Annotated in this window: 18 protein-coding genes; 10 read left to right on the top strand and 8 right to left on the bottom strand. The window is 41.8% G+C overall.

The window, feature by feature from the left end:
- Nucleotides 1-60 precede the first annotated feature (60 nt).
- From malG to malE, 3 genes are all read right to left on the bottom strand, one after another.
- Nucleotides 61-951 carry a maltose ABC transporter permease MalG gene (gene malG, locus A6B40_RS03825; RefSeq protein ID WP_176671622.1) on the bottom strand — a complete coding sequence of 297 codons (891 nt, stop codon included), beginning with the start codon at nt 949-951 and terminating at the stop codon, nt 61-63.
- A 52-nt stretch (nt 952-1003) separates the two neighbouring features.
- A complete protein-coding gene (gene malF / locus A6B40_RS03820) occupies nt 1004-2542 on the bottom strand; it encodes a maltose ABC transporter permease MalF (RefSeq protein ID WP_176671621.1) in 1539 nt (512 codons plus the stop codon).
- 93 nt (nt 2543-2635) lie between these two features.
- On the bottom strand, nt 2636-3826 hold the full coding sequence (gene malE / locus A6B40_RS03815) for a maltose/maltodextrin ABC transporter substrate-binding protein MalE (RefSeq protein WP_176671620.1): 1191 nt from the start codon (nt 3824-3826) through the stop codon (nt 2636-2638).
- A 356-nt stretch (nt 3827-4182) separates the two neighbouring features.
- Here malE and malK point away from each other — a divergent pair, with 356 nt between their 5' ends.
- From malK to malM, 3 genes are all read left to right on the top strand, one after another.
- Complete coding sequence (malK, locus tag A6B40_RS03810; protein WP_025342304.1) at nt 4183-5301, top strand: maltose/maltodextrin ABC transporter ATP-binding protein MalK; 1119 nt, start codon at nt 4183-4185, stop codon at nt 5299-5301.
- A gap of 98 nt (nt 5302-5399) precedes the next feature.
- Nucleotides 5400-6671 (top strand): maltoporin, encoded by a 1272-nt coding sequence (locus A6B40_RS03805; RefSeq protein WP_138317466.1) that lies wholly within the window; start codon nt 5400-5402, stop codon nt 6669-6671.
- Between the two features lie 83 nt (nt 6672-6754).
- Complete coding sequence (malM, locus tag A6B40_RS03800; RefSeq protein ID WP_025248074.1) at nt 6755-7651, top strand: maltose operon protein MalM; 897 nt, start codon at nt 6755-6757, stop codon at nt 7649-7651.
- Nucleotides 7652-7793: 142 nt separating this feature from the next.
- On the opposite strand, the gene ttcA is transcribed toward malM, so the two are convergent.
- Entirely contained in the window at nt 7794-8735 is a 942-nt protein-coding gene (gene ttcA / locus A6B40_RS03795) for a tRNA 2-thiocytidine(32) synthetase TtcA (RefSeq protein WP_025217806.1), read from the bottom strand.
- Between the two features lie 62 nt (nt 8736-8797).
- The gene (gene ubiG, locus A6B40_RS03790; protein WP_176671619.1) at nt 8798-9511 is read right to left on the bottom strand and encodes a bifunctional 2-polyprenyl-6-hydroxyphenol methylase/3-demethylubiquinol 3-O-methyltransferase UbiG; all 714 of its coding nucleotides are present in this window, start codon (nt 9509-9511) and stop codon (nt 8798-8800) included.
- 63 nt (nt 9512-9574) lie between these two features.
- Between ubiG and A6B40_RS03785 the strand changes: the two genes are divergently transcribed.
- From A6B40_RS03785 to A6B40_RS03760, 6 genes are all read left to right on the top strand, one after another.
- Nucleotides 9575-9955, top strand: coding sequence for a pyrimidine dimer DNA glycosylase/endonuclease V (locus A6B40_RS03785; RefSeq protein ID WP_176671618.1), 381 nt, complete (start codon nt 9575-9577; stop codon nt 9953-9955).
- A 97-nt stretch (nt 9956-10052) separates the two neighbouring features.
- Nucleotides 10053-12746, top strand: coding sequence for a DNA topoisomerase (ATP-hydrolyzing) subunit A (gene gyrA, locus A6B40_RS03780; protein WP_176671617.1), 2694 nt, complete (start codon nt 10053-10055; stop codon nt 12744-12746).
- 99 nt (nt 12747-12845) lie between these two features.
- Nucleotides 12846-14777 (top strand): ABC transporter ATP-binding protein, encoded by a 1932-nt coding sequence (locus tag A6B40_RS03775; RefSeq protein ID WP_176671616.1) that lies wholly within the window; start codon nt 12846-12848, stop codon nt 14775-14777.
- 79 nt (nt 14778-14856) lie between these two features.
- Nucleotides 14857-15621: a tRNA cyclic N6-threonylcarbamoyladenosine(37) synthase TcdA gene (tcdA, locus tag A6B40_RS03770; RefSeq protein WP_176671615.1), complete on the top strand. Its 765-nt coding sequence runs from the start codon at nt 14857-14859 to the stop codon at nt 15619-15621.
- A 123-nt stretch (nt 15622-15744) separates the two neighbouring features.
- On the top strand, nt 15745-17112 hold the full coding sequence (gene ppnN / locus A6B40_RS03765; protein ID WP_176671614.1) for a nucleotide 5'-monophosphate nucleosidase PpnN: 1368 nt from the start codon (nt 15745-15747) through the stop codon (nt 17110-17112).
- Nucleotides 17113-17127: 15 nt separating this feature from the next.
- A complete protein-coding gene (locus A6B40_RS03760) occupies nt 17128-18672 on the top strand; it encodes a DUF2813 domain-containing protein (protein WP_176671613.1) in 1545 nt (514 codons plus the stop codon).
- A 61-nt stretch (nt 18673-18733) separates the two neighbouring features.
- Here the strand turns inward: A6B40_RS03760 and thrB are convergent, their stop codons facing one another.
- Together thrB and thrA are read right to left on the bottom strand one after the other, a co-directional pair.
- Nucleotides 18734-19681: a homoserine kinase gene (thrB, locus tag A6B40_RS03755; protein WP_112111270.1), complete on the bottom strand. Its 948-nt coding sequence runs from the start codon at nt 19679-19681 to the stop codon at nt 18734-18736.
- Nucleotides 19681-22137, bottom strand: a complete 2457-nt coding sequence (gene thrA / locus A6B40_RS03750; protein ID WP_176671612.1) for a bifunctional aspartate kinase/homoserine dehydrogenase I — start codon at nt 22135-22137, stop codon at nt 19681-19683. The genes thrB and thrA overlap by 1 nt, the downstream gene beginning before the upstream one ends.
- 369 nt (nt 22138-22506) lie before the next feature.
- Between thrA and sodA the strand changes: the two genes are divergently transcribed.
- Nucleotides 22507-23148, top strand: a complete 642-nt coding sequence (sodA, locus tag A6B40_RS03745; RefSeq protein ID WP_025248063.1) for a superoxide dismutase [Mn] — start codon at nt 22507-22509, stop codon at nt 23146-23148.
- 73 nt (nt 23149-23221) lie between these two features.
- On the opposite strand, the gene alr is transcribed toward sodA, so the two are convergent.
- Nucleotides 23222-24346, bottom strand: a complete 1125-nt coding sequence (gene alr, locus A6B40_RS03740) for an alanine racemase (RefSeq protein ID WP_176671611.1) — start codon at nt 24344-24346, stop codon at nt 23222-23224.
- Between the last annotated feature and the right edge of the window lie 7 nt (nt 24347-24353).

Genomic DNA, 24353 nt, shown 5'->3' with positions numbered 1-24353 from the left:
AAGATTGACGACCGCAGTATCAATTTGACAAGCGGTCGTTTTTTGAGAATTTTTTGCAAACTAGCCTTTCACACCGCCGGCAGTTAAGCCACCGATTAGCCAGCGTTGTGCCAATAAGAATACGAGTGTAATCGGAATCGCAGATAAGACCGCTGCGGCTGCAAAATCACCCCATAAGTAATTTTGCGGATAGAGATATTGTTGCATACCAACGGCTAGGGTGTAGCTGTTTACATCACGTAATAAGAGTGAGGCAACCGGTACCTCTGTAATAGCAGCAATGAATGAAAGAATGAATACTACCGCTAAAATTGGTACGGAAAGCGGTAATAAGATTAATCGGAACGCTTGCCACGGAGTTGCACCGTCAAGAGATGCTGCTTCTTCCAGCGAGCCGTCAATGGTTTCAAAGTAGCCTTTTATTGTCCAAACGTGTAAGGCAATTCCGCCTAAATAAGCAAAAATTACGCCGCCGTGTGTGTTTAAGCCAAGAAACGGTACATACTGCCCAAGACGATCAAACAACGCATATAAGGCAACTAAGGAAAGCACTGCCGGGAACATTTGGAATATTAGCATACCTTGTAGAATAATTTTTTTGCCTTTAAATTTCATTCGGGCAAATGCATAAGCACAGGTTGTTGATAAGGTTACAATACCGATAGAGGTAATTGTTGCCACTTTGATAGAGTTCCATAACCAGCGTAGCACCGGGAACGGTGGAGGTGTTACCGTGCCGTCAGAATGTGTTACGTCAAAGCCTAATGCAGCCTGCCAATGCTCCCACGAAATTTGGCTTGGAATAATATCACCGATAGCAAGATTTCCCGGTCGTAATGAGATACCAATAACCATCAATAAAGGGAAAATAATTAAGGCAAGGAAACAAATTAAAAAGAAATGGGTTGCCCATACACGATAACGCACAGATTTAGATTGAACAATTGCCATATATAACTCCCGAAGTTAGTTGGGGTCAGGGATTGTTAAATCCCTACCACTTTTATAATTCCATTTTGGTTGCTTTGATATTTAAGAGTGCTAAGCCACCGACTAATAAGAAAATAATGGCCGCGATAGCGGCTGCTAAGCCAAAATCTTGTGTACCACTTCCTTCAAAGGCAATACGGTAAGTATAGCTGACTAATAAATCGGTATAACCGGCAGGGGTGGTAGTTCCAATCATATCCGGGCGACCATTTGTTAATAATTGAATTAATACAAAGTTGTTAAAGTTAAATGCAAATGAAGCAATCATTAACGGAGTAAGCGGTTTTAACAGTAATGGGAACGTGATTTTGCTGAAATTTTGCCAAGTGGAGGCTCCATCCATTGCGGAGGCTTCATATAAATCAGATGGAATAGCTTTGAGTAATCCCATACATAAAATCATCATATAAGGATAACCTAGCCAGGTATTCACAATCAGAATCATCACTTTAGCAAGTAGCGGATCGTTAAACCATTCAGGGCTGATGCCGAACAGTTGGTTTAAAATCATATTGATTTCACCAAAACTTTGGTTGAATAACCCTTTAAAAATCAGAATAGAAATAAACGATGGCACCGCATAAGGTAAAATCAATAAGACACGATATATCGCTTTACCTTTTAATGCCTCCCATTGTACTAGGCAGGCAAGTACCATACCGAGAATAACGGTAAAGACTACGGTTAATAAAGAGAAGATCACCGTCCAAATAAATATTTGTATAAAAGGTTTTTGAATACCTTCATCGGTAAAAATTTTAATGAAGTTATTAAAGCCAGATGTAACGGTATAACCAGGCTCAAGCGTTTCACTTTGCCAATTACCGTTTTCATCAATAGCTTGGAAGAAGCCGGTTTCGTCATTAGCTTGATAAATTTTGCCGGTTTCGTTATTTAATAATGTTTTTTTATCTTCATCAAAGTGATAGCGCTGTTTTTGTTCTGAAAATTGGCGTAATGAACTCATTGTCAGTTCACTATTATTTGGTAGCACAACTTTCATTGACTGAAGTGCAGCCCGATTTTGCGTAATCACTTTAAGAGGAGCAACATCTCCATTTGGTATACTTTGCTCAGTAACAACCACATTCGTTCCGGTAGTTAATGAAACAGGATCTGATACAAAAATTTGCTCTGTTGTCGGGTTGGTTAAGGCAATTCGGTATTGATTATCTGCTTGCGGATAAAGCGTGAATTGATATTTATCTCCGGCGAAATAACGTTGTTCTGTCAAAACAGATACGGCTCGTTCGAAGGATAATTGATTAGAACCACTATAGTTGGTAAACGCAATTGCAATAGTTGCAACCAGCGGAAACAAAATGAAAATTGCCATTCCGGTAATACCCGGGTAAACATAACGCCAAGCATAGGCATTTTTATTGGTAAAAATATAGACACCGGAGGTCAGAATAATCAGTGTTAAAATAGCAAAAAGATATTCACCTTGTGAGTACATTAATACAACAAGATAGAAGTCAAGGAGCAAGACTAATCCGGCTAAGAGATATTTGAGCCAATGGGTGGGTTTGGATTGAGTTTGAGTTAGCATAACAGCACCTCGAATTTTTACTGCATATTTACTGTACTTAGGGTGAATTTAAAAATAGAGTGGGTTATATAACCCACCCTGAATGATGAATAATTATTGTTGTTTTTGAATGCGTGAATGTGCATCATCTAATGCTTCTTTCACTGATTGGCGACCGGTTACTGCATTATTGATAGCAGATTTTTCGGCATACCAGAAAGAAGACATTTGCGGGATATTTGGCATAATTTCGCCGTTTTTCGCATTTGCCATTGTTGCTGCGATACGAGGATCAGCAGCTAATTTTTCTTGGTAAGATTTTAACGCCACTGCACCTAAAGGTTTATCTTTATTGACTGCGTCTAAACCGTCATCGGTGAGTAAGTAATTCTCTAAGAATTCTTTAGCTAAATCTTTGTTTGGGCTTGAGCTATTTACACCAGCACTTAATACCCCTACGAATGGTTTAGAGGCTTGACCGTTTAATGTCGGCAGTAAAGTTACACCATATTTAATACCGCTTTTATCAATATTGCCCCAAGACCAAGGACCATTGATGGTTAATGCACTTTGTCCTTTATTAAAGGATGCTTCAGCAACAGCGTAGTCCATATCGGCACTAATATGTTTATTTTTCACCATATCCACTACAAACTGTAATGCTTTTACTGCACCTTCATTATTCACACCAATGTCTTTCGGATCGTATTTGCCGTTAGCAAATTTAAATGCGTATGCTCCGTTTGAAGCTGCAATTGGCCAAGTGAAATATGGTTCGGATAAGTTCCACATAATTGCATTTTTGCCGTCTTTTTTGAGTTTTTTATCTAACTCAATAATTTCTTCCCAAGATTTAGGAGCCTCTTTAACTAAATCTTTATTATAAATTAACGAAATAGCTTCAATCGCAACCGGATAACCGATAATTTTGCTATTGTAGGTTTCTGCATCCCAAGCAAAATCGACAAATTTATCTTTAAATTCTTTGCTTACGTTCACTTCAGCCAATAAACCTGATTGTGCATAGCCACCGAAACGGTCGTGAGCCCAGAACATAATATCCGGACCATCACCAGTTGAGGCAACCTGTGCAAATTTTTCTTCAAGTTTATCCGGATGTTCGACTAAAACTTGAACACCGGTATCTTTCTCAAATTTCTTACCGACTTCAGCAACTCCGTTATAACCTTTATCACCGTTAATCCAAATAACGAGTTTACCTTCCATCATTTTTGCCATTACTGTTCCGGAAAGAACTAAAGTAGCAAGAGTAGCTAAGGTGAATTTGGCACATTTGTTTTTCATAAAAAACTCCTTGAAGTTAAATAAAAGAAACGGATATAAACAACCCATTTATTAAATTATGGCAAATTATGGGCTATAGAATCTATTTGAGATCACCCTTTGCTCTACGCCCCCTAGACTAAAAGTATGATCTAAGTAACATTTTTCATCATTTTGTGATCTAATTCACAAAAACAGGCGTTAAAAATGAGAGCTTGATCACAAAATTTATTAAATTTCTTTAAATGGGCGTTCTTTACGTAATTAAGGCTCTAACCCTAAAAAAAAGTATTCTAGGATGATTTCTTCTTTAGATAAAAAGGCGACCATTCAGCCTAAATTCAAACCATAAGCAAAAGCAAAAAAGAGGTTTAATTATGGCGAATGTATCATTGCGTAATGTGGGAAAATCCTATGGTGATGTTCATATTTCTAAAGATATTAATTTAGAAATTAACGAAGGAGAGTTCGTTGTTTTCGTTGGTCCGTCAGGTTGTGGTAAATCCACGCTATTACGAATGATAGCAGGTTTAGAAGATATTACGACAGGAGAACTCTATATCGGTGGAAAGCTGATGAATGAAATAGAGCCTTCAAAACGTGGTATCGGTATGGTGTTTCAATCTTACGCTCTCTATCCACATTTAGACGTTGCTGAGAATATGTCTTTTGGATTAAAGCTGGCAGGTGTGAGTAAAGCAGAACGGGAGCAGCGAGTTAATCAAGTTGCCGAAATTTTACAACTTGCTCACTTACTAGACCGCAAGCCTAAAGCTCTTTCCGGTGGGCAGCGTCAACGGGTTGCTATTGGTAGAACGTTAGTTTCCCAACCGGAAGTATTTTTACTCGATGAACCACTTTCCAATCTTGATGCAGCATTGCGTGTACAAATGCGGGTAGAAATTTCCAAATTACATAAAAAATTAAACCGCACTATGATTTACGTTACCCACGATCAAGTTGAAGCAATGACATTAGCGGACAAAATCGTGGTACTGAATGCCGGCGGTATCGCTCAAGTAGGCAAGCCGTTAGAACTTTATCATTATCCAGCAAACCGCTTTGTAGCAGGGTTTATCGGCTCACCTAAAATGAACTTTTTACCGGTAAAGGTTATTGCTGTAGAGGCGGAGCGAGTAAAAATAGAATTACCTGATGCAAATCACCATAATTTTTGGATTCCTGTTTCTGGAGAAGGAGTAAATGTTGGAGATAACCTATCTTTAGGTATTCGCCCGGAGCATTTACTTCCTTCGGATCAAACTCAAGTAACCTTACACGGTATTGTGCAAGTAGTGGAATTGCTTGGAAATGAAACACAAATCCACCTAGAGATCCCTGAAATCAAACAACCAACCTTAATTTATCGTCAAAATGATGTGGTATTAGTTAATGAAGGCGACGATATGAATATAGGCATTTTGCCGGAACGCTGCCATTTATTTAAGGAAGATGGTACAGCTTGCAAACGTTTGTTTGCTGAAAAAGGGGTATAACAATTTCAGCTTATTACTGATTTTAGGAGATATTTTCAATCTGCTAATAAATTAATACTTAACCTAAGTAAAATCAAATCTTTAAGAGAGGTTCTATTATGAAAAAAACAGTCTTAGCAGTTGCAATCAGCGGTGCAATGTTCGCAGCCAGTGCATCAGCGGTCGATTTTCACGGTTACGCTCGTTCAGGTATCGGTTGGACATCCGGCGGTGGTGAACAATCTGCATTTACTGTTAATGGTGGTGGTTCAAAATACCGTTTAGGTAACGAATCTGATACCTATGCAGAATTGAAATTAGGTCAGGAATTATTCAAAAGTGGTGAGAAATCCATCTATTTTGATACCAACCTTGCTTATGGCGGTACGCTTCACAACAACGACTGGACAGAAACCAGCCCGGCATTACGTGAATTAAATGTACAATTCAAAAACTTTTCGGATAGCTTACCGGGTGCAACCTTATGGGCTGGTAAACGTTTTTACCAACGCCACGATGTTCATATGAACGACTTCTATTACTGGGATATTTCAGGTCCAGGTGCGGGGATTGAAAATGTTGATTTAGGCTTCGGAAAACTCTCTTTAGCGGTAACTCGTGATACAGAGAAAGACGGTGCGTTCTCTTATTACTATGACTATGCTAAAAAAGCGTATGTAAATAACCGCGATGCGAAAAAAGATGTATATAACGACATTTTTGATGTTCGCTTAGCAGGTATTGAACTTTGGAAAGACGGCTCATTAGAGCTAGGCTTTGATTATGGCAATGCTCATACTAAAGATGGTACTAAACTCAATAATGAGAAAGCAACCAAAAACGGTTATATGGTAACAGCGGAATACACTCAAGGTAACTTCTTTGGTGGTTTCAATAAATTTACTGCACAATATGCAACCGACTCTATGACTTCTTGGAATAATGGGCACGCACAGGGTTCGAAAGCAGATAATAAAGGCAATATGCTTCGTTTAATCAACCAAGGGGTTGTACAAGCGAGTGATAAAGTTGAAGTAATGTATGCCCTAATTTACGAAAAAACAAAACTAGATAATAAACAAGGTAAAACTTGGTACTCTGCCGGTATTCGCCCAATGTACAAATGGAACGATACAATGAGCACATTATTAGAAGTTGGTTATGATCGCATTAAAGATCAATCAACAGGCAAGAAAAATGATTTAGTGAAATATACTATTGCACAACAGTGGCAAGCAGGTAACAGTATTTGGGCTCGTCCTGCAATTCGTGTGTTTGGTACCTACGCACATTGGAATGATAAATTCAACACTAAAGCTCGTACTGATGCTGGTTACAAAGCCAAAGATGGCGAGTTTATCACTGGCGTTCAATTTGAAGCTTGGTGGTAATCATCAAACAATTATGTGGGTAGGGAGTTAACCTACCCACAATTTAATCACATTATCATTTTTCACAATTTTTAGAGGTTAATATGAAAAAAACACTTCTTTCAACAGCAATATTATTCGCCCATCTTTTTGTGGCATCTCCGAGTATGGCAAATAATTTGGCAGTTAAACCTATTCATATTAACTCGTCTGAATTAGCTCAAATTCAATGGCAAGATGTACCATTCTCGCAAACTGTAAAAACAGAATTAAGTGAACAGAATAAACAAGCATTTACCGCTTCGTTTGCCGGTATTGCCAGTCCAGTTGCTGCCTATCGTATTCCTGCAAATCAAGGGACATTGGAAATTGAAATTGAAAGTCCAGTTATGGACAAAAATGTTTTTGTACCAACTGCTGTAGTATTAGATAGCCACTTTAATGTGGCAGCCACATACTCTTCTTCTGAATTTAAATTATTAGAAGAACGAGGGCTAAAAGGCAGTCGTTTAGGGATAGAACTTAATTTAACGCCGGCAATGAATCAAGAGTATATTTACTTACTTATTTATACTACGCAGCAAGATTTAGCTAAAACTACAATGATGCCACATCCGGCAAAAACTTATGCAAAAGCAACAGGTAAACAACCACCGGCAATTAACGATATTGAAGTGGCACATAGTTTAAAAGGGCAAATTCACATTAATGTTTCCGGCTCAAATGGTACAAAATTTATCGGTTTACCGACTGAAATTTTCAACTCAAATAAAGCAGCAACTCCGGTAGGTAAAACGGCTACACAAACGCCATTAAAAGAAAATCCGGCGGCGGTAAAAACAGCAGTTGATAAAGATACGGAAGCCTATTTTAATCAGGCGGTAATGAAAGCGATTAAAGCGAAAGATATTAACAGAGCGATGAATTTAGTTAATGAGGCGGAAAAATTAGGCCTCACTTCGCCACGCCAAATTTTCCTAAAAAATGTAAGTTCAAATTAATTCACTCATTGTTTTTTTCATAGACATTTCCTTGTCATCGAATAGATGGTTCTTCTCCATCAACACCCTATCAGGATAATCTGATAGGGTGCTTTTTTAGGGAAACTTTGCAAAGTTTCCTGAAAATTTGACCGCTTGAAGCTTAGTTTACTGCTTTAAATTGAATCACGCCTGCATCGGTAAAATTATTGTCATCATCTTCATCTAAGAAAGTTTTTGGTTCGATTTTGATGTTATCAAAAGCCGTGTCGCCCTCCACACCATCGATCATTTGACCGTGTTTAATCCCTTTGAAATCAAATAAATTCGGGTCACATAAGTGTGATGGCACAATATCTTGCAAGGCACTGAACATTGTTTCCAAACGCCCCGGATATTGGCGATCCCAAGTGTTCAGCATCTCTTTTACCACTTGGCGTTGTAAATTCGGTTGCGAGCCGCAGAGGTTGCACGGAATAATCGGGAACTGCTTCGCTTCGGCATATTTGATGATGTCTTTCTCTTTACAATAAGCGAGCGGACGAATCACGATTTGCTTGCCGTCATCGGAAATCAGTTTCGGAGGCATACTTTTCATTTTGCCGCCGTAGAACATATTTAAGAAAAGGGTCGCCAGCATATCATCACGGTGGTGTCCGAGTGCGATTTTGGTTGCCCCAAGTTCGGTGGCGGTGCGGTATAAAATCCCACGGCGTAAGCGAGAGCAGAGCGAGCAGGTGGTTTTGCCCTCCGGGATTTTCTCTTTCACGATGCCGTAAGTGTTTTCTTCCACAATTTTATATTCCACGCCGATGCTTTCTAAATAGCGAGGCAGCACTTCTTCAGGGAAGCCTGGTTGCTTTTGGTCTAAATTCACCGCAACCACGCTGAAATTCACCGGGGCACTTTGTTGGAGATTCAATAAAATATCTAATAGCGTATAGCTATCTTTTCCGCCCGAAAGGCAAACCATCACACGGTCGCCCTCTTCAATCATACCGAAATCGGCAATCGCATTGCCCACGTTGCGGCGTAAACGTTTTTGTAACTTATTGAAATTATAAGTGATTTTTTTCTCAGCTTTTTGTTGAATATCGTCTGTCATAATGTTTTGGGTAGCCTGATAAATAAGCAGCGTATAGTAAAGATTTCACTACATTTTGCAAGTTAATTATTGAGTGTGAGGGTGGCAATATAATTGCAACTCACATCATTGTTTAGCCAGAATTTTTCGGTTAATGGATTGAAATGGTAGCCTTTCATCTCTTGGCAGCGAAGATCGGCTTGATCGCACCACGCCAACAGCTCCGCTGGTTTAATAAATTTTTCAAATTCGTGCGTGCCTTTCGGGAGCATTTTCAGCACATATTCCGCCCCAATAATCACGAGCATATAGGCTTTAAAGGTGCGGTTGATGGTGGAGAAAAACAGCACGCCGTTTGGTTTTAGCAGGGCTTTGCAACTTTGAATAATGGAAAGCGGATCAGGCACGTGCTCAAGCATTTCCATACAGGTAATCACATCGAATTTTTCTGCATTACAAGCGGTCATTTTTTCCAAAAAATCTTCAATCGTGGTTTGTTGGTAATCGATCTCTAAACAGCTCTGTTTGGCGTGTTGCTTGGCAATTTCTAACGGTTCGGTTGTCATATCAATGCCGGTGACGATGGCCCCTTGTTTTGCCATCGCCTCACTTAAAATACCGCCGCCGCAGCCGACATCGAGCACTTTTTTGCCGAATAAACCGTTCGATTTGTCTAAAATGTAGGCTAAACGCAGCGGGTTAAGCAGATGAATCGGCTTGAAACTGCCGTTCGGATCCCACCAAGTTTGAGCCATTTTTTCAAATTTTGTAATTTCTTGTTGATCAACATTTTGCATAAGCTGTTCCTATGGTAAATTTGGGCGTTACTATACCCGATTTAGTTTAAAAGGAAAATCAGAATGACCAGAATTAACCTTGTGCCACCGGCGGAATTGTGCGATCAACATCTGCTTGCCGAACACCGAGAACTGACCCGAATTCCGAATGCAGTGGCGAAAGGGAAATTTAGCCTCAAAGGGCAGCCGACAGATTATAAATTGGGCGAGGGACATGTCCGATTTTTCTTCAACAAACTCACTTTTTTGAAAAAACGTTACGATGCTTTGCACGAAGAATGCCTAGCAAGGGGCTTTAACGTGCAGTATTTTTGGGCGGAGGATCTGCCTCAAGATCCGAGTTTATGGCTGGATTACGAACCGACAGAAACCGCTCTTGCCGTCAACCGAGAGCGAATTGAAATCAGAATGCCAGCAAAACCGCGTTTTACGGAAAGAAAATAACCGCTTGCACGCCCTTTTTATTGCTTTTTATGCTATAATCTCACCAATTTTTCGCCTTGTTTAAGGCTCTTTTACTACTAAAAATTAGGAAATTTCAATGAGCGAATTAGCCAAAGATATTATTCCCGTAAGTATTGAGGACGAATTAAAAACCTCTTACCTTGACTACGCAATGTCGGTGATTGTTGGGCGTGCATTGCCTGATGTGCGTGACGGCTTAAAACCGGTTCACCGCCGTGTGCTTTTCTCAATGGATCAAAACAGCAACACTTATAACAAACCACACGTGAAATCAGCCCGTGTGGTGGGGGATGTGATCGGTAAATACCACCCGCATGGTGATTCTGCGGTGTACGACACCATTGTGCGTATGGCTCAGCCGTTCTCACTTCGTTATATGTTAGTGGACGGTCAAGGTAACTTCGGTTCTATCGATGGCGATGCTCCGGCGGCAATGCGTTATACCGAAGTGCGTATGCAGAAAATTACGCAGGAATTGCTCACCGATTTAGACAAAGAAACAGTAGATTTCTCGCCAAACTATGACGGCAAAGAGATGATTCCTGATGTGTTGCCAACCAAAATTCCAGCCTTGTTAGTGAACGGTTCATCGGGGATTGCGGTGGGTATGGCAACCAATATTCCGCCTCACAATTTAGGCGAAGTGTTAGACGGCTGCTTGGCATACATTGAAAATGAAAATATCAGCGTGGAAGAGCTAATGGCTCACATTCCCGGCCCGGATTTCCCTACAGGGGCGATTATTAACGGTCGTAAAGGGATCGAAGAAGCCTACCGTACCGGTCGTGGCAAGGTGTATGTGCGTGCGAAAGCGAGCGTAGAAACCACCGACAAAGGGCGTGAGCAGATTGTGGTGACTGAACTTCCATACCAAGTCAATAAAGCGAAATTGATCGAAAAAATCGCCGATTTGGTGAAAGAGAAGAAAATCGAAGGCATCAGCAAAATCGATGACTATTCCGACAAAAAAGGGATCTCGATTGTTATTGAAGTCAAACGTGATGCAGTGGGCGAAGTGGTGTTAAATCACCTCTATTCTTTAACCCAAATGCAAGTGACCTTCGGTATCAATATGGTGGCGTTGGACAACGGTCAGCCAAAAGTGTTGAACCTCCGCCAAATCATTGAAGCCTTCGTGAAACACCGCCGTGAAGTGGTGACTCGCCGTACCATTTTTGAACTACGCAAAGCCCGTGAGCGTGCCCATATTTTAGAGGGCTTGGCGATTGCGTTAGCGAATATCGACCCTGTTATCGAATTAATCCGTGCCTCCAAAACCGCTGAAGAAGCCCGTGAAGGCTTGCTTGCTCGCCCTTGGGCATTAGGCAACGTAGCCCCAATGTTGGAGGCTGCTGGAGTGGGTGCTTCTCGCCCGGAAGATTTGCCTGAAAACTTAGGTGTGCGTGATGGCGAATACTATTTATCTGAAGCCCAAGCTCGTGCGATTTTAGAGTTACGCTTACATCGCTTAACCGGCTTAGAACACGAAAAAATCGTTGAAGAGTACAAAGAATTATTAACCGAAATCGGCGAATTATTACGCATTTTAAACAGTGCAGATCGCTTGATGGAAGTGATCCGTGAAGAGTTGGAGTTAGTGAAAGCGACCTTTAACGATGAACGCCGCACCGAAATTACTGCAGCCTCAGGCGACATCAACATTGAAGATTTAATCGCTCAAGAAGATGTGGTGGTAACGCTTTCTCACGCAGGCTATGTGAAATATCAGCCACTTTCAGACTACGAAGCCCAACGCCGTGGCGGTAAAGGGAAGTCGGCAACCAAGATGAAAGAAGATGATTTCATCGAAAAATTATTGGTGGCGAATACCCACGACACCATTCTCTGCTTCTCAAGCCGTGGTCGCTTATATCAATTAAAAGTGTACCAATTACCGCAAGCCAGCCGTGGGGCAAGAGGCACGCCGATTGTGAATATTCTGCCGTTGGTGAAAGAAGAGAACGAGCGTATTACCGCAATCCTGCCGATTCCAAATGGCGAATTTAGTGCCGATAAATTTATCTTTATGGCAACTGCAAGCGGTGTGGTGAAAAAAGTTTCGCTAGATGCGTTTAGCAATGTCAGATCAAGCGGTCTAATTGCGTTAAAACTTCGCGAAGGCGATGAGTTAATCGGCGTGGACATCACAGACGGCGAGAGCGAAATTATGCTCTTCTCAGCACAAGGTCGAGTGGTTCGCTTCGCAGAAAAAGCGGTGCGTGCAATGGGACGTACCGCAACAGGGGTGCGTGGTATTAAACTTGCAACGACTGAAATTTCAGCAGAAGAGATCGAAGAAGCTGAAATTATCGAAATTGAAAACGAAGAGGCGGAAGATACTTCAAGCGTGAGCCTAGACACTGACCGTGTAGTTTCTCTTGTGATTCCTCGCACCGCAGGCGATATTCTCACTGTCACCCAAAACGGCTACGGAAAACGTACGGTGATTAGCGAATATCCGGTGAAATCCCGTGCGACTAAGGGCGTGGTTTCAATCAAAGTGAACGAACGCAACGGCAAGGTGGTTGCGGCAGTTCAGGTGGAAGAAACCGACCAAATTATGCTGATTACCGATGCCGGCACGCTAGTTCGCACTCGAGTGGCGGAAGTGAGCCTAGTCGGACGAAATACCCAAGGCGTTCGCATTATCCGCACCGCAGAAGACGAACAGGTTGTAAGCCTAGAGCGAGTTTGCGAGCCTGAAGAAGATGATGAAAACATCGAAACGGTTGAAAACGCAGATATTGTAGAAACTTCAACAGAAGAATAATCTTAACCTACACAAGCGGTCGTTTTTTCAGAGAATTTTGCAATTTGCAAAAAATAAGGAAAATTCGACCGCTTTTAGATCATAAAGTTAGAAAACACTATGGCATTACTCAATTTATCCAACGCCTACTTAGGTTTTGGCGATCATCCTTTATTAGATCATACCGAATTACACATTGAGCCGAACGAGCGGGTTTGTTTAGTTGGGCGAAACGGAGCGGGCAAATCGACTTTAATGAAAGTGCTTGCCGGAGAAGTTCAGCTTGATGACGGAAAGCTAATTTTTGAGAAAGATATTGTGGTTACCCGTTTAGAGCAAGACCCACCACGCCATATTCAAGATACGGTATTTGATTATGTTGCAGAAGGAATCGCCCATTTAAGCGAACTTTTAAAGCAATATCACCACATTTCGCAACAAATGCTGACAGATTACAGTGATGAATTGTTGGCGAAGTTATCCCATATTCAAGCTCAATTAGAGCATAACAACGGCTGGCAGTTTGAAAATCGGATTCAAGACACCTTGAAATTATTGGAGCTTGATCCTGAAAAACGACTGTGCGAACTCTCGGGCGGTTGGGTTCGCCGTGCGGCACTTGCTCGTGCCTTAGTAGCAGATCCGGATATTCTCTTATTAGACGAGCCAACTAACCATTTGGATGTGGAAGCGATCACGTGGCTTGAAGATTTATTGCTCAATTTTAAAGGCTCGATCATCTTTATTTCCCACGACAGGTCGTTTATCCGCAAAATGGCGACCCGTATTGTGGATTTAGACCGCGGTAAGTTGGTCTCTTACCCGAGCAATTACGATAAATATTTGGAAGAAAAAGCCGAAGATTTGCGGGTTGAAGCTCTACAAAATGAGTTGTTTGACAAAAAACTCGCCCAAGAAGAAGTTTGGATTCGTCAAGGCATTAAAGCCCGCCGTACCCGTAATGAAGGGCGTGTGCGTGCCTTAAAAGCCCTGCAGGAAGAACGCCGCAATCGCCGAGAGGTACAAGGCACGGCAAAAATTCAGCTCGACCAAACCGCACGTTCGGGCAAGATTGTGTTTGAGCTTGAAAATGCAAGCTATGAAATTGAGGGTAAAAATTTACTGCAAAACTTCACGGCAACCATTCAACGTGGCGATAAAATTGCATTGGTCGGTCCGAATGGTTGTGGTAAAACAACGTTCATCAAATTACTGTTAGGAGAATTGCAGCCCACTTCAGGCACAATCCGTTGTGGTACAAAATTGGAAGTTGCCTATTTCGACCAATACCGTGCCGAATTGGATTTAGAAAAAACCGTAATGGATAACGTAGCGGACGGTAAGCAAGATGTGGAAGTAAACGGGGTAAAACGCCACGTTCTTGGCTATTTGCAAGATTTCTTGTTCCCTCCAAAACGGGCAATGACCCCTGTAAAAGCATTATCAGGCGGGGAACGTAACCGCTTGTTACTCGCCAAATTATTGCTGAAACCGAATAACTTATTAATTCTGGACGAACCGACCAATGATTTAGATGTGGAAACTTTAGAATTATTAGAAGAGATGTTGTCTGATTATCAAGGCACGTTGCTTGTGGTAAGCCACGACCGTCAATTTATTGATAACACAGTGGAAGAGTGCTACTTCTTTGAAGGCAATGGGGTGCTGAATAAATATATCGGTGGCTATTTTGATGCCAAACAGCAGCAAGATAACTACCACGCCACCCGCACTGCCAATTTGCAAAATTCTGCTAAAAAAGAACCGCTTTTAGCAAATGAACCGAAGCAAGAAAAACCAAAAGCAGAGGCGAAAAAGGTCAAACTTTCTTATAAAGACCAACGTGAGTTAGAAGAACTACCGGCAAAAATGGAAGCCTTAGAAGCGGAAATCGAAGCCCTGCAAGCGGAAGTTAATAGTGCGGATTTCTTCACCAAAGATCAGGCTTACACCAACGAAAAACTGCAAAAACTGGCAGACACCGAAGCTGCCTTAGAGCAAGCCTTTGAGCGTTGGGAAGAGCTGGAAAATATTAAAAACGGAAATATCTAACGTAGGGGCGAATTATTATTCGCCCTTTGGCTAAAATGATTGGGCGAAAAATTTTTCGCCTCTACAGATGTAACATAAAATGACAGAAAGACTAGACAACTACGAACAACGCTTTGGCGGCATTGGTCGCCTTTACACACCGGAAGGGCTGGAAAAGCTCCGCCATTCGCATATTTGCGTGATTGGCATTGGCGGAGTGGGTTCTTGGTCGGTGGAGGCGTTGGCACGTTCAGGCATTGGCAAGATTACGATGATTGATATGGACGATATTTGTGTAACGAATATTAATCGTCAGATCCATGCAATGAGCGGCACAGTGGCTCAGTTGAAAACTGAGGCGATGAAAGCACGTATTCAGCTAATTAACCCTGAATGTGCGGTGGAGATTATTGATGATTTTATCACGCCTGAAAATATCCCTGACTATCTCAATCGTGGCTACGATTATGTGATTGATGCGATTGATTCGGTGAAAACCAAAGCGGCACTGATTGCTTATTGCAAGCGTCATAAAATTAAGCTGATTACCACGGGCGGAGCCGGCGGGCAGACCGATCCAACCCAAATTCAAATTACTGATTTGAGTAAAACCATTCAAGATCCGCTCGCTTCTAAAGTGCGTTCCTTATTGCGTAAGGAATACAATTTCAGCCAAAACACGAAGCGGAAATTTGGGGTAGATTGCGTATTTTCCACCCAGCCGTTGATTTTCCCAAAAATGGGCGAGGGCTGCGAAGTTTCCGCCACAATGAATTGTGCCAATGGCTTTGGAGCAGTGACGATGGTCACGGCAACATTCGGCTTTTTTGCGGTAAGCCGTGTAATTGATAAACTATTGAAGTAATAAGCGGTCACAAAAAGCGGAGCTTTTTGAACGTTGTCTAGCCAACGGCGGCGAAGCCGTGAACAATCCTTACAAGGATTGTGAATAAAAAAGTGTAATTTTTTGCAAATGAAAGGAGTAAGAATGGCAGTACACAGAATTAATCCGAAAGGCAGTATGGAACAGCTTTCTCATTTGGAAATGAAGCTATTAGCCAAAAATACACAGGGCAATTTATATCAAATTTATCGTAACTGCTCGTTAGCGGTGCTAAATTCAGGCGTGCATACTGATGACAGCCGTGCTTTGTTAAATCAATATCCTGATTTTGAAATCCGATTATTAACCCGAGAGAAAGGGGTATCGCTGGAGTTGCATAATCCACCCGCAACCGCTTTTGTTGATGGTAAGATGATTTTAAATATTCAGTACCATCTTTTTGCGGTATTAAGAGATATTGTGTTTGTAAATGCACTGAAAAATGCAATTCCACCGCTTGAAAATACATCAGCTGAAACGATAACCACAAATACGGTGTTTTCTATTTTGCGTAATGCGAAAGCAATAGAGATGAACACTGACCCGAATTTAGTAGTTTGCTGGGGTGGTCATTCTATTAATGACATTGAATACCAATATTGCCGAGCGGTGGGGCAGGAGTTTGGCTTGCGTGAGTTGAATATTGTAACAGGTTGTGGAGCGGGCGTGATGGAAGCTCCAATGAAAGGTGTTACCATCGGGCACGCTAATCAGCGTTATAAAAACGGGCGTTTTATTGGTATTACTGAGCCGTCAATTATCGCTTCTGAACCGCCAAATCCGATTGTAAATGAATTGGTAATTATGCCGGATATTGAAAAACGCTTGGAAGCATTTGTTCGTTTAGGGCACGCTATTGTTGTGTTTCCGGGTGGACCGGGTACATTAGAAGAGTTGCTTTATATCATCGGTATTAAATTAAATCCGGTCAATAATGCTCAAAAATTACCGCTTATCCTAACAGCACCGAAAGAATCTGCCGATTATTTTTATGCCATTGATAAGTTTATTGGCGATACATTAGGCGAAGAGGCTCGTAGCCTATATGAAATTATTATTGATGACCCTGTTTTGGTTGCTCGTAAAGTGAAACAATCAATGGTGGAAGTAAAAAACAGCCGTTATGAAAGTGGCGATGCTTATAATTTCAACTGGTCATTAAAAATTGAAGAAGATTTTATTACGCCATTTATTCCAGCCCACGAAAGTATGGCAAATCTGAATTTAAGCTTGGAACAGCCCAAAGAGCAGTTAGCAGCGAATTTAAGACGAGCATTTTCAGGCATTGTGGCAGGTAATATTAAGCCTGAAACCTCCGATTTGATTGAACAATATGGCGTGTTTAAATTAAGGGGTGATCGCAAATTGATGGATCATATGGATAGATTACTCGAAAGTTTTGTGGTTCAGCACCGAATGAAAATCCCAACGGGAGAGGCTTATCAACCTTGCTATGAAATTGTAAAAGAATAGTAATAAGGGGGCGGTATGTATCTAAAACATATTGAAATCAGTGGCTTTCGGGGAATTAATCATTTATCGCTACAATTACGCCCAAATATGGTGCTAATTGGTGAAAATGCGTGGGGGAAATCGAGCCTGATTGATGCCTTAAGCCTTATCTTTAACTTAGAACATAAGTTGTATCAGTTCCAGTTTAAAGATTTCCATATTCAATATACCGATACGCCAAGCCAAGTGCGAGACATCACGCTTGTTTTCACTTTTTGTGAAGAAATTGCCGATGACTCACTGCTTCAACTTTCTCCAGCATTATCGATTTGTTCATTTTATTTGGAGAACAAGCGATGCATTTCCTTGAAAGTAACAGGAAAATGGCTAGCTGAGCAGATTAGCACGGAATATCAATTCGTCGATCAAGACTTAAAACCGATTCAAATTGAGCAAGCGGAAAAATGGATTAAGCAGTTTATTTATCATCATCCTGTTTTCCGCTTTCGTGATGCACGGCTAAACAAGCGAGTGCATAATGAGCTATTACTTAATCGTGATAACCAGTCCGACACCGATTTGCAGCGTGAATTAAATGCACTTTCCTCCTTGCTGAAATACTATTTTCTAACCAGCCAAAGCCGCCACCTAATGAAAAATAGTATGCAAGATACGACATTATGGTGGGAAAAAGTGAAATCGCTCTGCCTGCGTTTAAAACAAAATGAAGAGTTGGTGGAGCAGATTCAACAGCATATTTTATATCTTTTTCTCTTTAAGCCTAAAGCTACGGTTATTGAAAAACCGATTATCTTATTTGAAGATTTTAATGCGTTTTTACATCCTCGAATGGTAGCGATTTTCTGGGAACTGCTCAGCTTTCTCCCTAGCCAACGTATTACCACAACAAATTCTATTGAATTACTTTCACAAGCGCCGTTACGAGAAATTTGCCGTTTAGTGCGTTATGACTCTCACACCCAAGCCTATTGGTTGGAACGCCAAAGTATCGGCAGAGAAGATCTGCGTAAATTAACCTTCCATATCCATCACAACAGAGGGTTAGCCTTATTTGCAAAAGCGTGGATCTTAGTCGAAGGGGAAACCGAGGTTTGGATTTTAGAAGAGCTAGCAAAATTATTAGATATCAATTTAGAAATGGAAGGCATCAAAATTGTGGAATTTGCCCAATGTGGTTTACGCCCTCTTATTAAATATGCCAGAGCAATGGGCATTGAATGGTATGTGCTAACTGATGGCGATGATGCAGGTAAACGCTATGCCGAAACTGTTAAAAGTTTAGATGAAGATTTCGCTCAACGCTTAACGGCATTACCGCAAAAAGACATTGAACATTTCTTCTATAAGGCAGGTTTACGGAATGTATTTGTTCGCCTTGCAAATTGGCGTTCTCAGGAAAAATACCCGATTTCATATATTATCAAGCGAGCCATTCAAAAAAGCTCTAAGCCTGATTTAGCCATAGCCTTAGCGAATGAGATGCGAAATAGAGGCGAACATAGTGTCCCGACCCTATTTACAAAATTATTCGCCGATGTGTTGGCATTGGTGAGAAAATAACAAACAACAAGCGGTTGCAAAAATGATGCTTTTTACAACCGCTTGTGTGCCATTATTCAAACTATTTCAGCTCTCTTGCCCCTTGGTTATCCACTTTACAGATGTGGATAACCCCTTCGTTGTTTTGTAGATACTCTTTTTCCAAATAGTTTACTAATCGTTGGGCGTGTTCCAAATCAGGGGCGATGGCGAACATCGTTGGACCGGAGCCTGAAATGCCAACCGCTAATGCCCCTAAATCTTTACAGCCTTGTCGAACGGTTGGGAAGTTAGGGAGCAAATCTTCACGATACGGCTCGGCAATTAGGTCTTTCATCATTGTTGCTGCCAAAATATCTTGGTGAGTATGACAAGCGTGAACGAAAGAGCCTAAATAGCGGGCTTGCTGAATCATATCTTGGCGAGTGTAGCTCTTTGGTAAAATTGCACGGGCTTCAGCAGTGGAGACTTCCACGCCCGGATACGCTAATACCCAGTACCATTCATCAAAGAATGGCAACGGTTGGCAAATATTACCAAGCGATTGGGTCATTAGCTGTAAACCGCCTAAATAACAAGGGGCAACGTTATCGTAGTGGATTGAGCCTGAAATTCTACCCTCCAGTTCGCCCATCATTTCCAACAATTCCATTTTTGAAAATGGTTCATCGTGGAATTTGTTGAGAGCCACTAATGCTGCCACAATCGAACAAGCACTCGAGCCAAGCCCTGAGCCAATCGGCATATTTTTTTCAAGTGTTAAACGTAAATTTTTTACGTTGCCACCACGCAGTTTTAAGCGTTCGCTGAAAAGCACATAAGCTTGATAAACGATATTTTTTTGCGGCTCTTTCGGTAACTTTCTGACGAAATAGCCGGCACTTTCTAATTCAAAGAGCTGATCACAATCTTCGATTTGGACGACATCGCCGAGCAATGAGCCGTCAATCGGGGAAATTGCTGCTCCTAAAGAGTCAAAACCGACACTGATATTGGCACTGGATGCCGGTGCATAAATGCGTAAAACCATTAGTTTGCTCCTCCGTGTAGAGTGCGAAGAATATCGGCAAAAATACCGGCTGCTGTTACGCTATTGCCTGCTCCGTAGCCTCGTAAGAGGAGTGGGATTGGGCTGTAATAGCGAGTTAAGAAGGCTAGGGCATTTTCACCGTCTTTCACTTTGTAAAGTGGGTGGTTTTCATCAACGGCTTCAATCGCCACACGGCATTTATTGCCGGTAATTGAGCCTACATAACGTAACACTTTGCCTTCGGCTTTAGCTGCTTGCACACGTTTATCAAATTCTTCATCTAATGATGGCAGAACAGCTAAGAACTCATCACGGCTCATTCCTTCTGAGAACCCTTTTGGCAATACACCTTCAATTTCAATATCGTCAAATTCAAGCGGTAAGCCGGTTTCACGAGCAAGAATTAACAATTTACGAGCGACATCCGCACCGGATAAATCATCACGAGGATCAGGCTCAGTAAAGCCTTTTTCTTTTGCAATTAAAGTCGCTTGAGAGAGAGTTGAACCTTCTTCCAATTTGCCGAAAATAAAGGAAAGTGAGCCTGATAAAATCCCTTCAAATTTTTCCACTTCATCGCCTGCTGCCAAAAGGTTTTGTAGGTTTTCAATCACCGGTAAACCTGCACCCACATTGGTTTCATATAAGAATTTATGTTGGCTTTGACGTGCATTTTCACGCATTTCCAAGTAATAATCATAGCCAGAGGTGTTGGCTTTTTTATTTGGTGTAACCACGTGGAAACCCTCTTTTAATGCACGAGCATAAAGATTCGCCACAGATTGAGCCGAAGTACAATCCACAAATACAGGGTTGACAACGTGGTGGAATTTGATGAATGAAAGTAACACATCAAAATCAGATGGCTGGATTGCTTTTTCTAAATCTTCTTTCCAATTATCTAAATTTAAGCCGTTTTCGTTAAGCAACATTTTATCCGAATTGGCTAGGGCACAAATTCGGATCTCAATGTCCTTCTTTGCCAAAAACTCCTTTTGCTGTTTAACTTGCTCGATAAGTTCGCTGCCCACACCGCCTACGCCGACTAAAAACATATCCACAATACGCTTGCTGTTAAACAAGGAATTGTGCGTCGCTTTTACCGCTTCAATCGCTTTGTTGAGCGGCACAACCGCTGAAATAGAACGCTCTGATGAACCTTGTGCAATCGCCACAATGCTGATATTCGCTTGAGCAAGAGCAGAGAAGAAACGAGCCGCAATACCTTTAGCAGTACGCATACCGTCACCCACCACGGAAACAATAGATAAATCTTTGATAATATCAATCGGGTCAAGCAAGTTCTCAGACAATTCTTGGGCAAATTCAGCGTTTAATGCGGCTAAGGCTTTCTCTGCCGATTTTGCTGGCACGCAGAAGCTGATGCTGTATTCAGAAGAAGATTGGGTAATTAAAATCACCGAAATCCCTGCTTTTGACATTGTGGAGAACACACGAGCTGCCATTCCCACCATACCTTGCATACCCGAACCTGATACGTTGAACATTGCCACGTTATCTAGGTTTGTGATGCCTTTTACTTTTAATCCATCGTCCGCTACATTGCCGTCAATTAATGTGCCTTTGCCTTCCGGATTGCCGGTGTTTTTGATTAAGCACGGAATATTTAACGGCACTAAAGGTCCGATGGTGCGAGGATGAATCACTTTCGCCCCGAAGTAAGAAAGCTCCATTGCCTCTTGGTAGCTCATTGATTCTAAACAAATGGCATCAGGCACAAGGCGAGGGTCGCAGGTGTAAACACCGTCCACGTCTGTCCAAATCTCGCACACGTCCGCTTTTAAGCAAGCCGCCAAGCACGCTGCAGAGTAGTCTGAGCCGTTACGCCCCAACAGCACTAATTCGCCTTTTTCATTACCTGCGGTAAAACCTGCCATTAATACTACATTTTTCTTTGGAATGGAGCCGGCATCCACACGTTTCGTAGATTCGGCAATATCTACCGAAGATTCCAAATAGTTGCCGTGAGCCAATAATTTCTCAACAGGATTAATGCGTGTGACTTCATAGCCTTTCGCCTCAAACCACGCTTGCATCATTGCAATAGAGAGTTTTTCACCACGGCTATGCACGGTTGCCCCGATGTTATCCGGGCAGAATTTATCTTTAGCAGCCTGTTCGGCAATACGGAGAATGTCGGCAAGCTCAGCTTGGATAAAAGCGTGCAGACCGTCACGGTCAAAATTGGGGTTAGCTTGATGTAAGCCATTGATAATATTATTGAAAATCGCATTTGCGTCATCAAGGTGGGCTTGGAAATTTTCCCCAGTTTGGGCTTTATCCACAATCGCTACAAGATGATTAGTGATTTTCGCTGGGGCGGAAAGTACGCCTGCCGCTTGATCGGCTAAATGGGCTTTTTCGATGATGTCTGCCGCTTGCATAAAGCGTTCTGCGTTGGCAAGCGAAGTGCCTCCAAATTTTAGAACTCGCATAATTTCTCCTGATTTATTTGTAAATTTTTATATAAAAAAACCCGCTTGTAGCGGGTTTCTTAGATTCTGTTTTTTAGCAACACGCACCCGCATTATGTGATTGCATAATGGTAATGGTGGTCATAATAATGGTTGCTAAATTAAACATTAGTCTGTTTCTCAAAAACAATAAATTAAGTGAGAGAATGTGGCAAACCTTTTCTTTTGTCAATCTTTTTTTGTGGGAAATTGTGCTTTTTATCGTATTCTATGTTTACCTATTGCATTAATTGTGATTAATCTGAAGATTAAATCATAGATTTCTTGTTTTAGATCAAAAAAATGCTAAACTTAGTAACGAGTGATTAACCTTTATATGAGGACAATAAAATGGCATACACATTACCAGAACTAGGCTACGCATACGATGCATTAGAGCCACATTTCGATGCAAAAACAATGGAAATCCACCATTCTAAGCATCACCAAGCATACATCAACAACGCAAATGCTGCGTTAGAAGCTCACTCAGAGTTATTAGATTTATGTCCGGGAAAATTAATCCAAGATTTAAACCAAGTGCCTGCTGAAAAACGTGTTGCAGTACGCAACAACGTGGGCGGTCACGTAAACCACACCTTATTCTGGAAAGGTTTAAAAACCGGCACAACTTTACAAGGTGCATTAAAGGACGCTATCGTGCGTGATTTCGGTTCTGTAGAAGCATTCCAAGCAGAATTTGAAAAAGCAGCAACCACCCGTTTCGGTTCAGGCTGGGCGTGGTTAGTGGTTGAAAACGACAAATTAGCCGTAGTTTCAACAGCAAACCAAGATAACCCATTAATGGGCAAAGAAGTGGCTGGCGTATCAGGCTACCCAATTTTAGGTTTAGACGTGTGGGAACACGCTTACTACTTAAACTACCAAAACCGCCGTCCAGACTTCATCAAAGCATTCTGGAACGTGGTAAACTGGGACGAAGCAGGCCGCCGTTTTGAAGAGAAAGTGGCTACTTGCGGTTGTGCGAAATAATTTAATTCGCTGGAAATAATATTTAAGCGGTCAAATTTTGCAGATTTTTTGCAGAATTTGACCGCTTGTTGTTTTATTGATATTCAAAAATCACACGAGGAGTGAGCTTGGTAATCAGCTCATAGCTAATCACGCCGATGTGTTTCGCCACATCTTCAATCAGTAATTTTTCTCCCCAAAAAATCACTTTATCGCCCACTTTATCTTGGCTGTCAGCCCCTAAATCAACTGTGAGCATATCCATTGACACACGCCCGACAATCGGCACAATTCTACCGTTTACCAAAACAGGCGTGCCTTCAGGGGCGTTGCGAGGGTAGCCATCGCCGTAGCCCATTGCGATTACGCCGAGTTTAGTGTCTTTCGGGCTGATCCAAGCTCCGCCATAGCCGACTGGCTCGCCGACTTTATGGGTGCGAACCGCAATCAGCGAGGACGAAAGCGTCATCACGGGTTTGAAGCCTAAATCGGTAATCGGTGTGTAGTGAGGGGAGATGCCGTGCATAATAATGCCAGGACGAACCCAGTCGTAGTGAGCTTGCTTCCAATACAGAATGCCGCTTGAGGCGGAAATGCTACGGTCGTGTTGGGCATATTTTGCGGTGGCTTGTTCAAATACGGCGATTTGTTTTTCGGTGTAGCCGCAATCCGGTTCATCGGCTCGGCTGAAATGGCTGACAAAGCTGATAGAATTAACCAGTGAGCAATTTTTCAATCGTTCCACAAACAGATCCACCTGCTCGGGGTGAACGCCTAAGCGGTGCATTCCGGTGTCGATTTTTAGCCAAATATTAATTGGGAAATAGATTTTCGCTTTGCGTTTCCAAAAGCCTTTTTTCTGCTCTTCTTCCCACTCTTGATTGACTTGTTCTAATAATTCCAACTGTTCAATATTATGAATTACCGTATCGAATTTACGCGAAAGGATTTTAAGCAACTCTTCACGATCAAAAAAACCTTCCACCAGTACAATTTTGCCGGTATAGCCGGTTTCTTGAATTTCCAACGCTTCACGCAAGCGGGCAACACCAAAGCCATCGACTAAATCTGTCAGTGTGGCAGCAGCAGGCAGTAAACCTTGTCCATAAGCATTAGCTTTAATCATTGCTAATAATTTTTGCTGTGGGGCGAAGGATTTAATCAGCTGAATATTATGGCGGAGGGCTTGGCTATCAATGGTAGCTGTTGCTGGTTTCATACTTCAT

The organism is Mannheimia varigena, from assembly GCF_013377235.1.
Classification (GTDB): Bacteria; Pseudomonadota; Gammaproteobacteria; order Enterobacterales; family Pasteurellaceae; genus Mannheimia; species Mannheimia varigena.
The sequence above is the reverse complement of the archived record's forward strand: the minus strand, read 5'-3'. Positions and strand labels throughout refer to the sequence as shown.

Bases quoted from the DNA above. Each gene is read 5' to 3' on its own strand.
- thrA (WP_176671612.1), bottom strand. From the start codon at position 22,137: ATGCGAGTTCTAAAATTTGGAGGCACTTCGCTTGCCAACGCAGAACGC.
- ubiG (WP_176671619.1), bottom strand. From the start codon at position 9,511: ATGCAAAATGTTGATCAACAAGAAATTACAAAATTTGAAAAAATGGCT.
- malK (WP_025342304.1), top strand. From the start codon at position 4,183: ATGGCGAATGTATCATTGCGTAATGTGGGAAAATCCTATGGTGATGTT.
- gyrA (WP_176671617.1), top strand. From the start codon at position 10,053: ATGAGCGAATTAGCCAAAGATATTATTCCCGTAAGTATTGAGGACGAA.
- A6B40_RS03785 (WP_176671618.1), top strand. From the start codon at position 9,575: ATGACCAGAATTAACCTTGTGCCACCGGCGGAATTGTGCGATCAACAT.
- malM (WP_025248074.1), top strand. From the start codon at position 6,755: ATGAAAAAAACACTTCTTTCAACAGCAATATTATTCGCCCATCTTTTT.
- tcdA (WP_176671615.1), top strand. From the start codon at position 14,857: ATGACAGAAAGACTAGACAACTACGAACAACGCTTTGGCGGCATTGGT.
- malG (WP_176671622.1), bottom strand. From the start codon at position 951: ATGGCAATTGTTCAATCTAAATCTGTGCGTTATCGTGTATGGGCAACC.
- A6B40_RS03805 (WP_138317466.1), top strand. From the start codon at position 5,400: ATGAAAAAAACAGTCTTAGCAGTTGCAATCAGCGGTGCAATGTTCGCA.
- sodA (WP_025248063.1), top strand. From the start codon at position 22,507: ATGGCATACACATTACCAGAACTAGGCTACGCATACGATGCATTAGAG.
- alr (WP_176671611.1), bottom strand. From the start codon at position 24,346: ATGAAACCAGCAACAGCTACCATTGATAGCCAAGCCCTCCGCCATAAT.
- ttcA (WP_025217806.1), bottom strand. From the start codon at position 8,735: ATGACAGACGATATTCAACAAAAAGCTGAGAAAAAAATCACTTATAAT.
- ppnN (WP_176671614.1), top strand. From the start codon at position 15,745: ATGGCAGTACACAGAATTAATCCGAAAGGCAGTATGGAACAGCTTTCT.
- thrB (WP_112111270.1), bottom strand. From the start codon at position 19,681: ATGGTTTTACGCATTTATGCACCGGCATCCAGTGCCAATATCAGTGTC.
- A6B40_RS03775 (WP_176671616.1), top strand. From the start codon at position 12,846: ATGGCATTACTCAATTTATCCAACGCCTACTTAGGTTTTGGCGATCAT.
- malF (WP_176671621.1), bottom strand. From the start codon at position 2,542: ATGCTAACTCAAACTCAATCCAAACCCACCCATTGGCTCAAATATCTC.
- A6B40_RS03760 (WP_176671613.1), top strand. From the start codon at position 17,128: ATGTATCTAAAACATATTGAAATCAGTGGCTTTCGGGGAATTAATCAT.
- malE (WP_176671620.1), bottom strand. From the start codon at position 3,826: ATGAAAAACAAATGTGCCAAATTCACCTTAGCTACTCTTGCTACTTTA.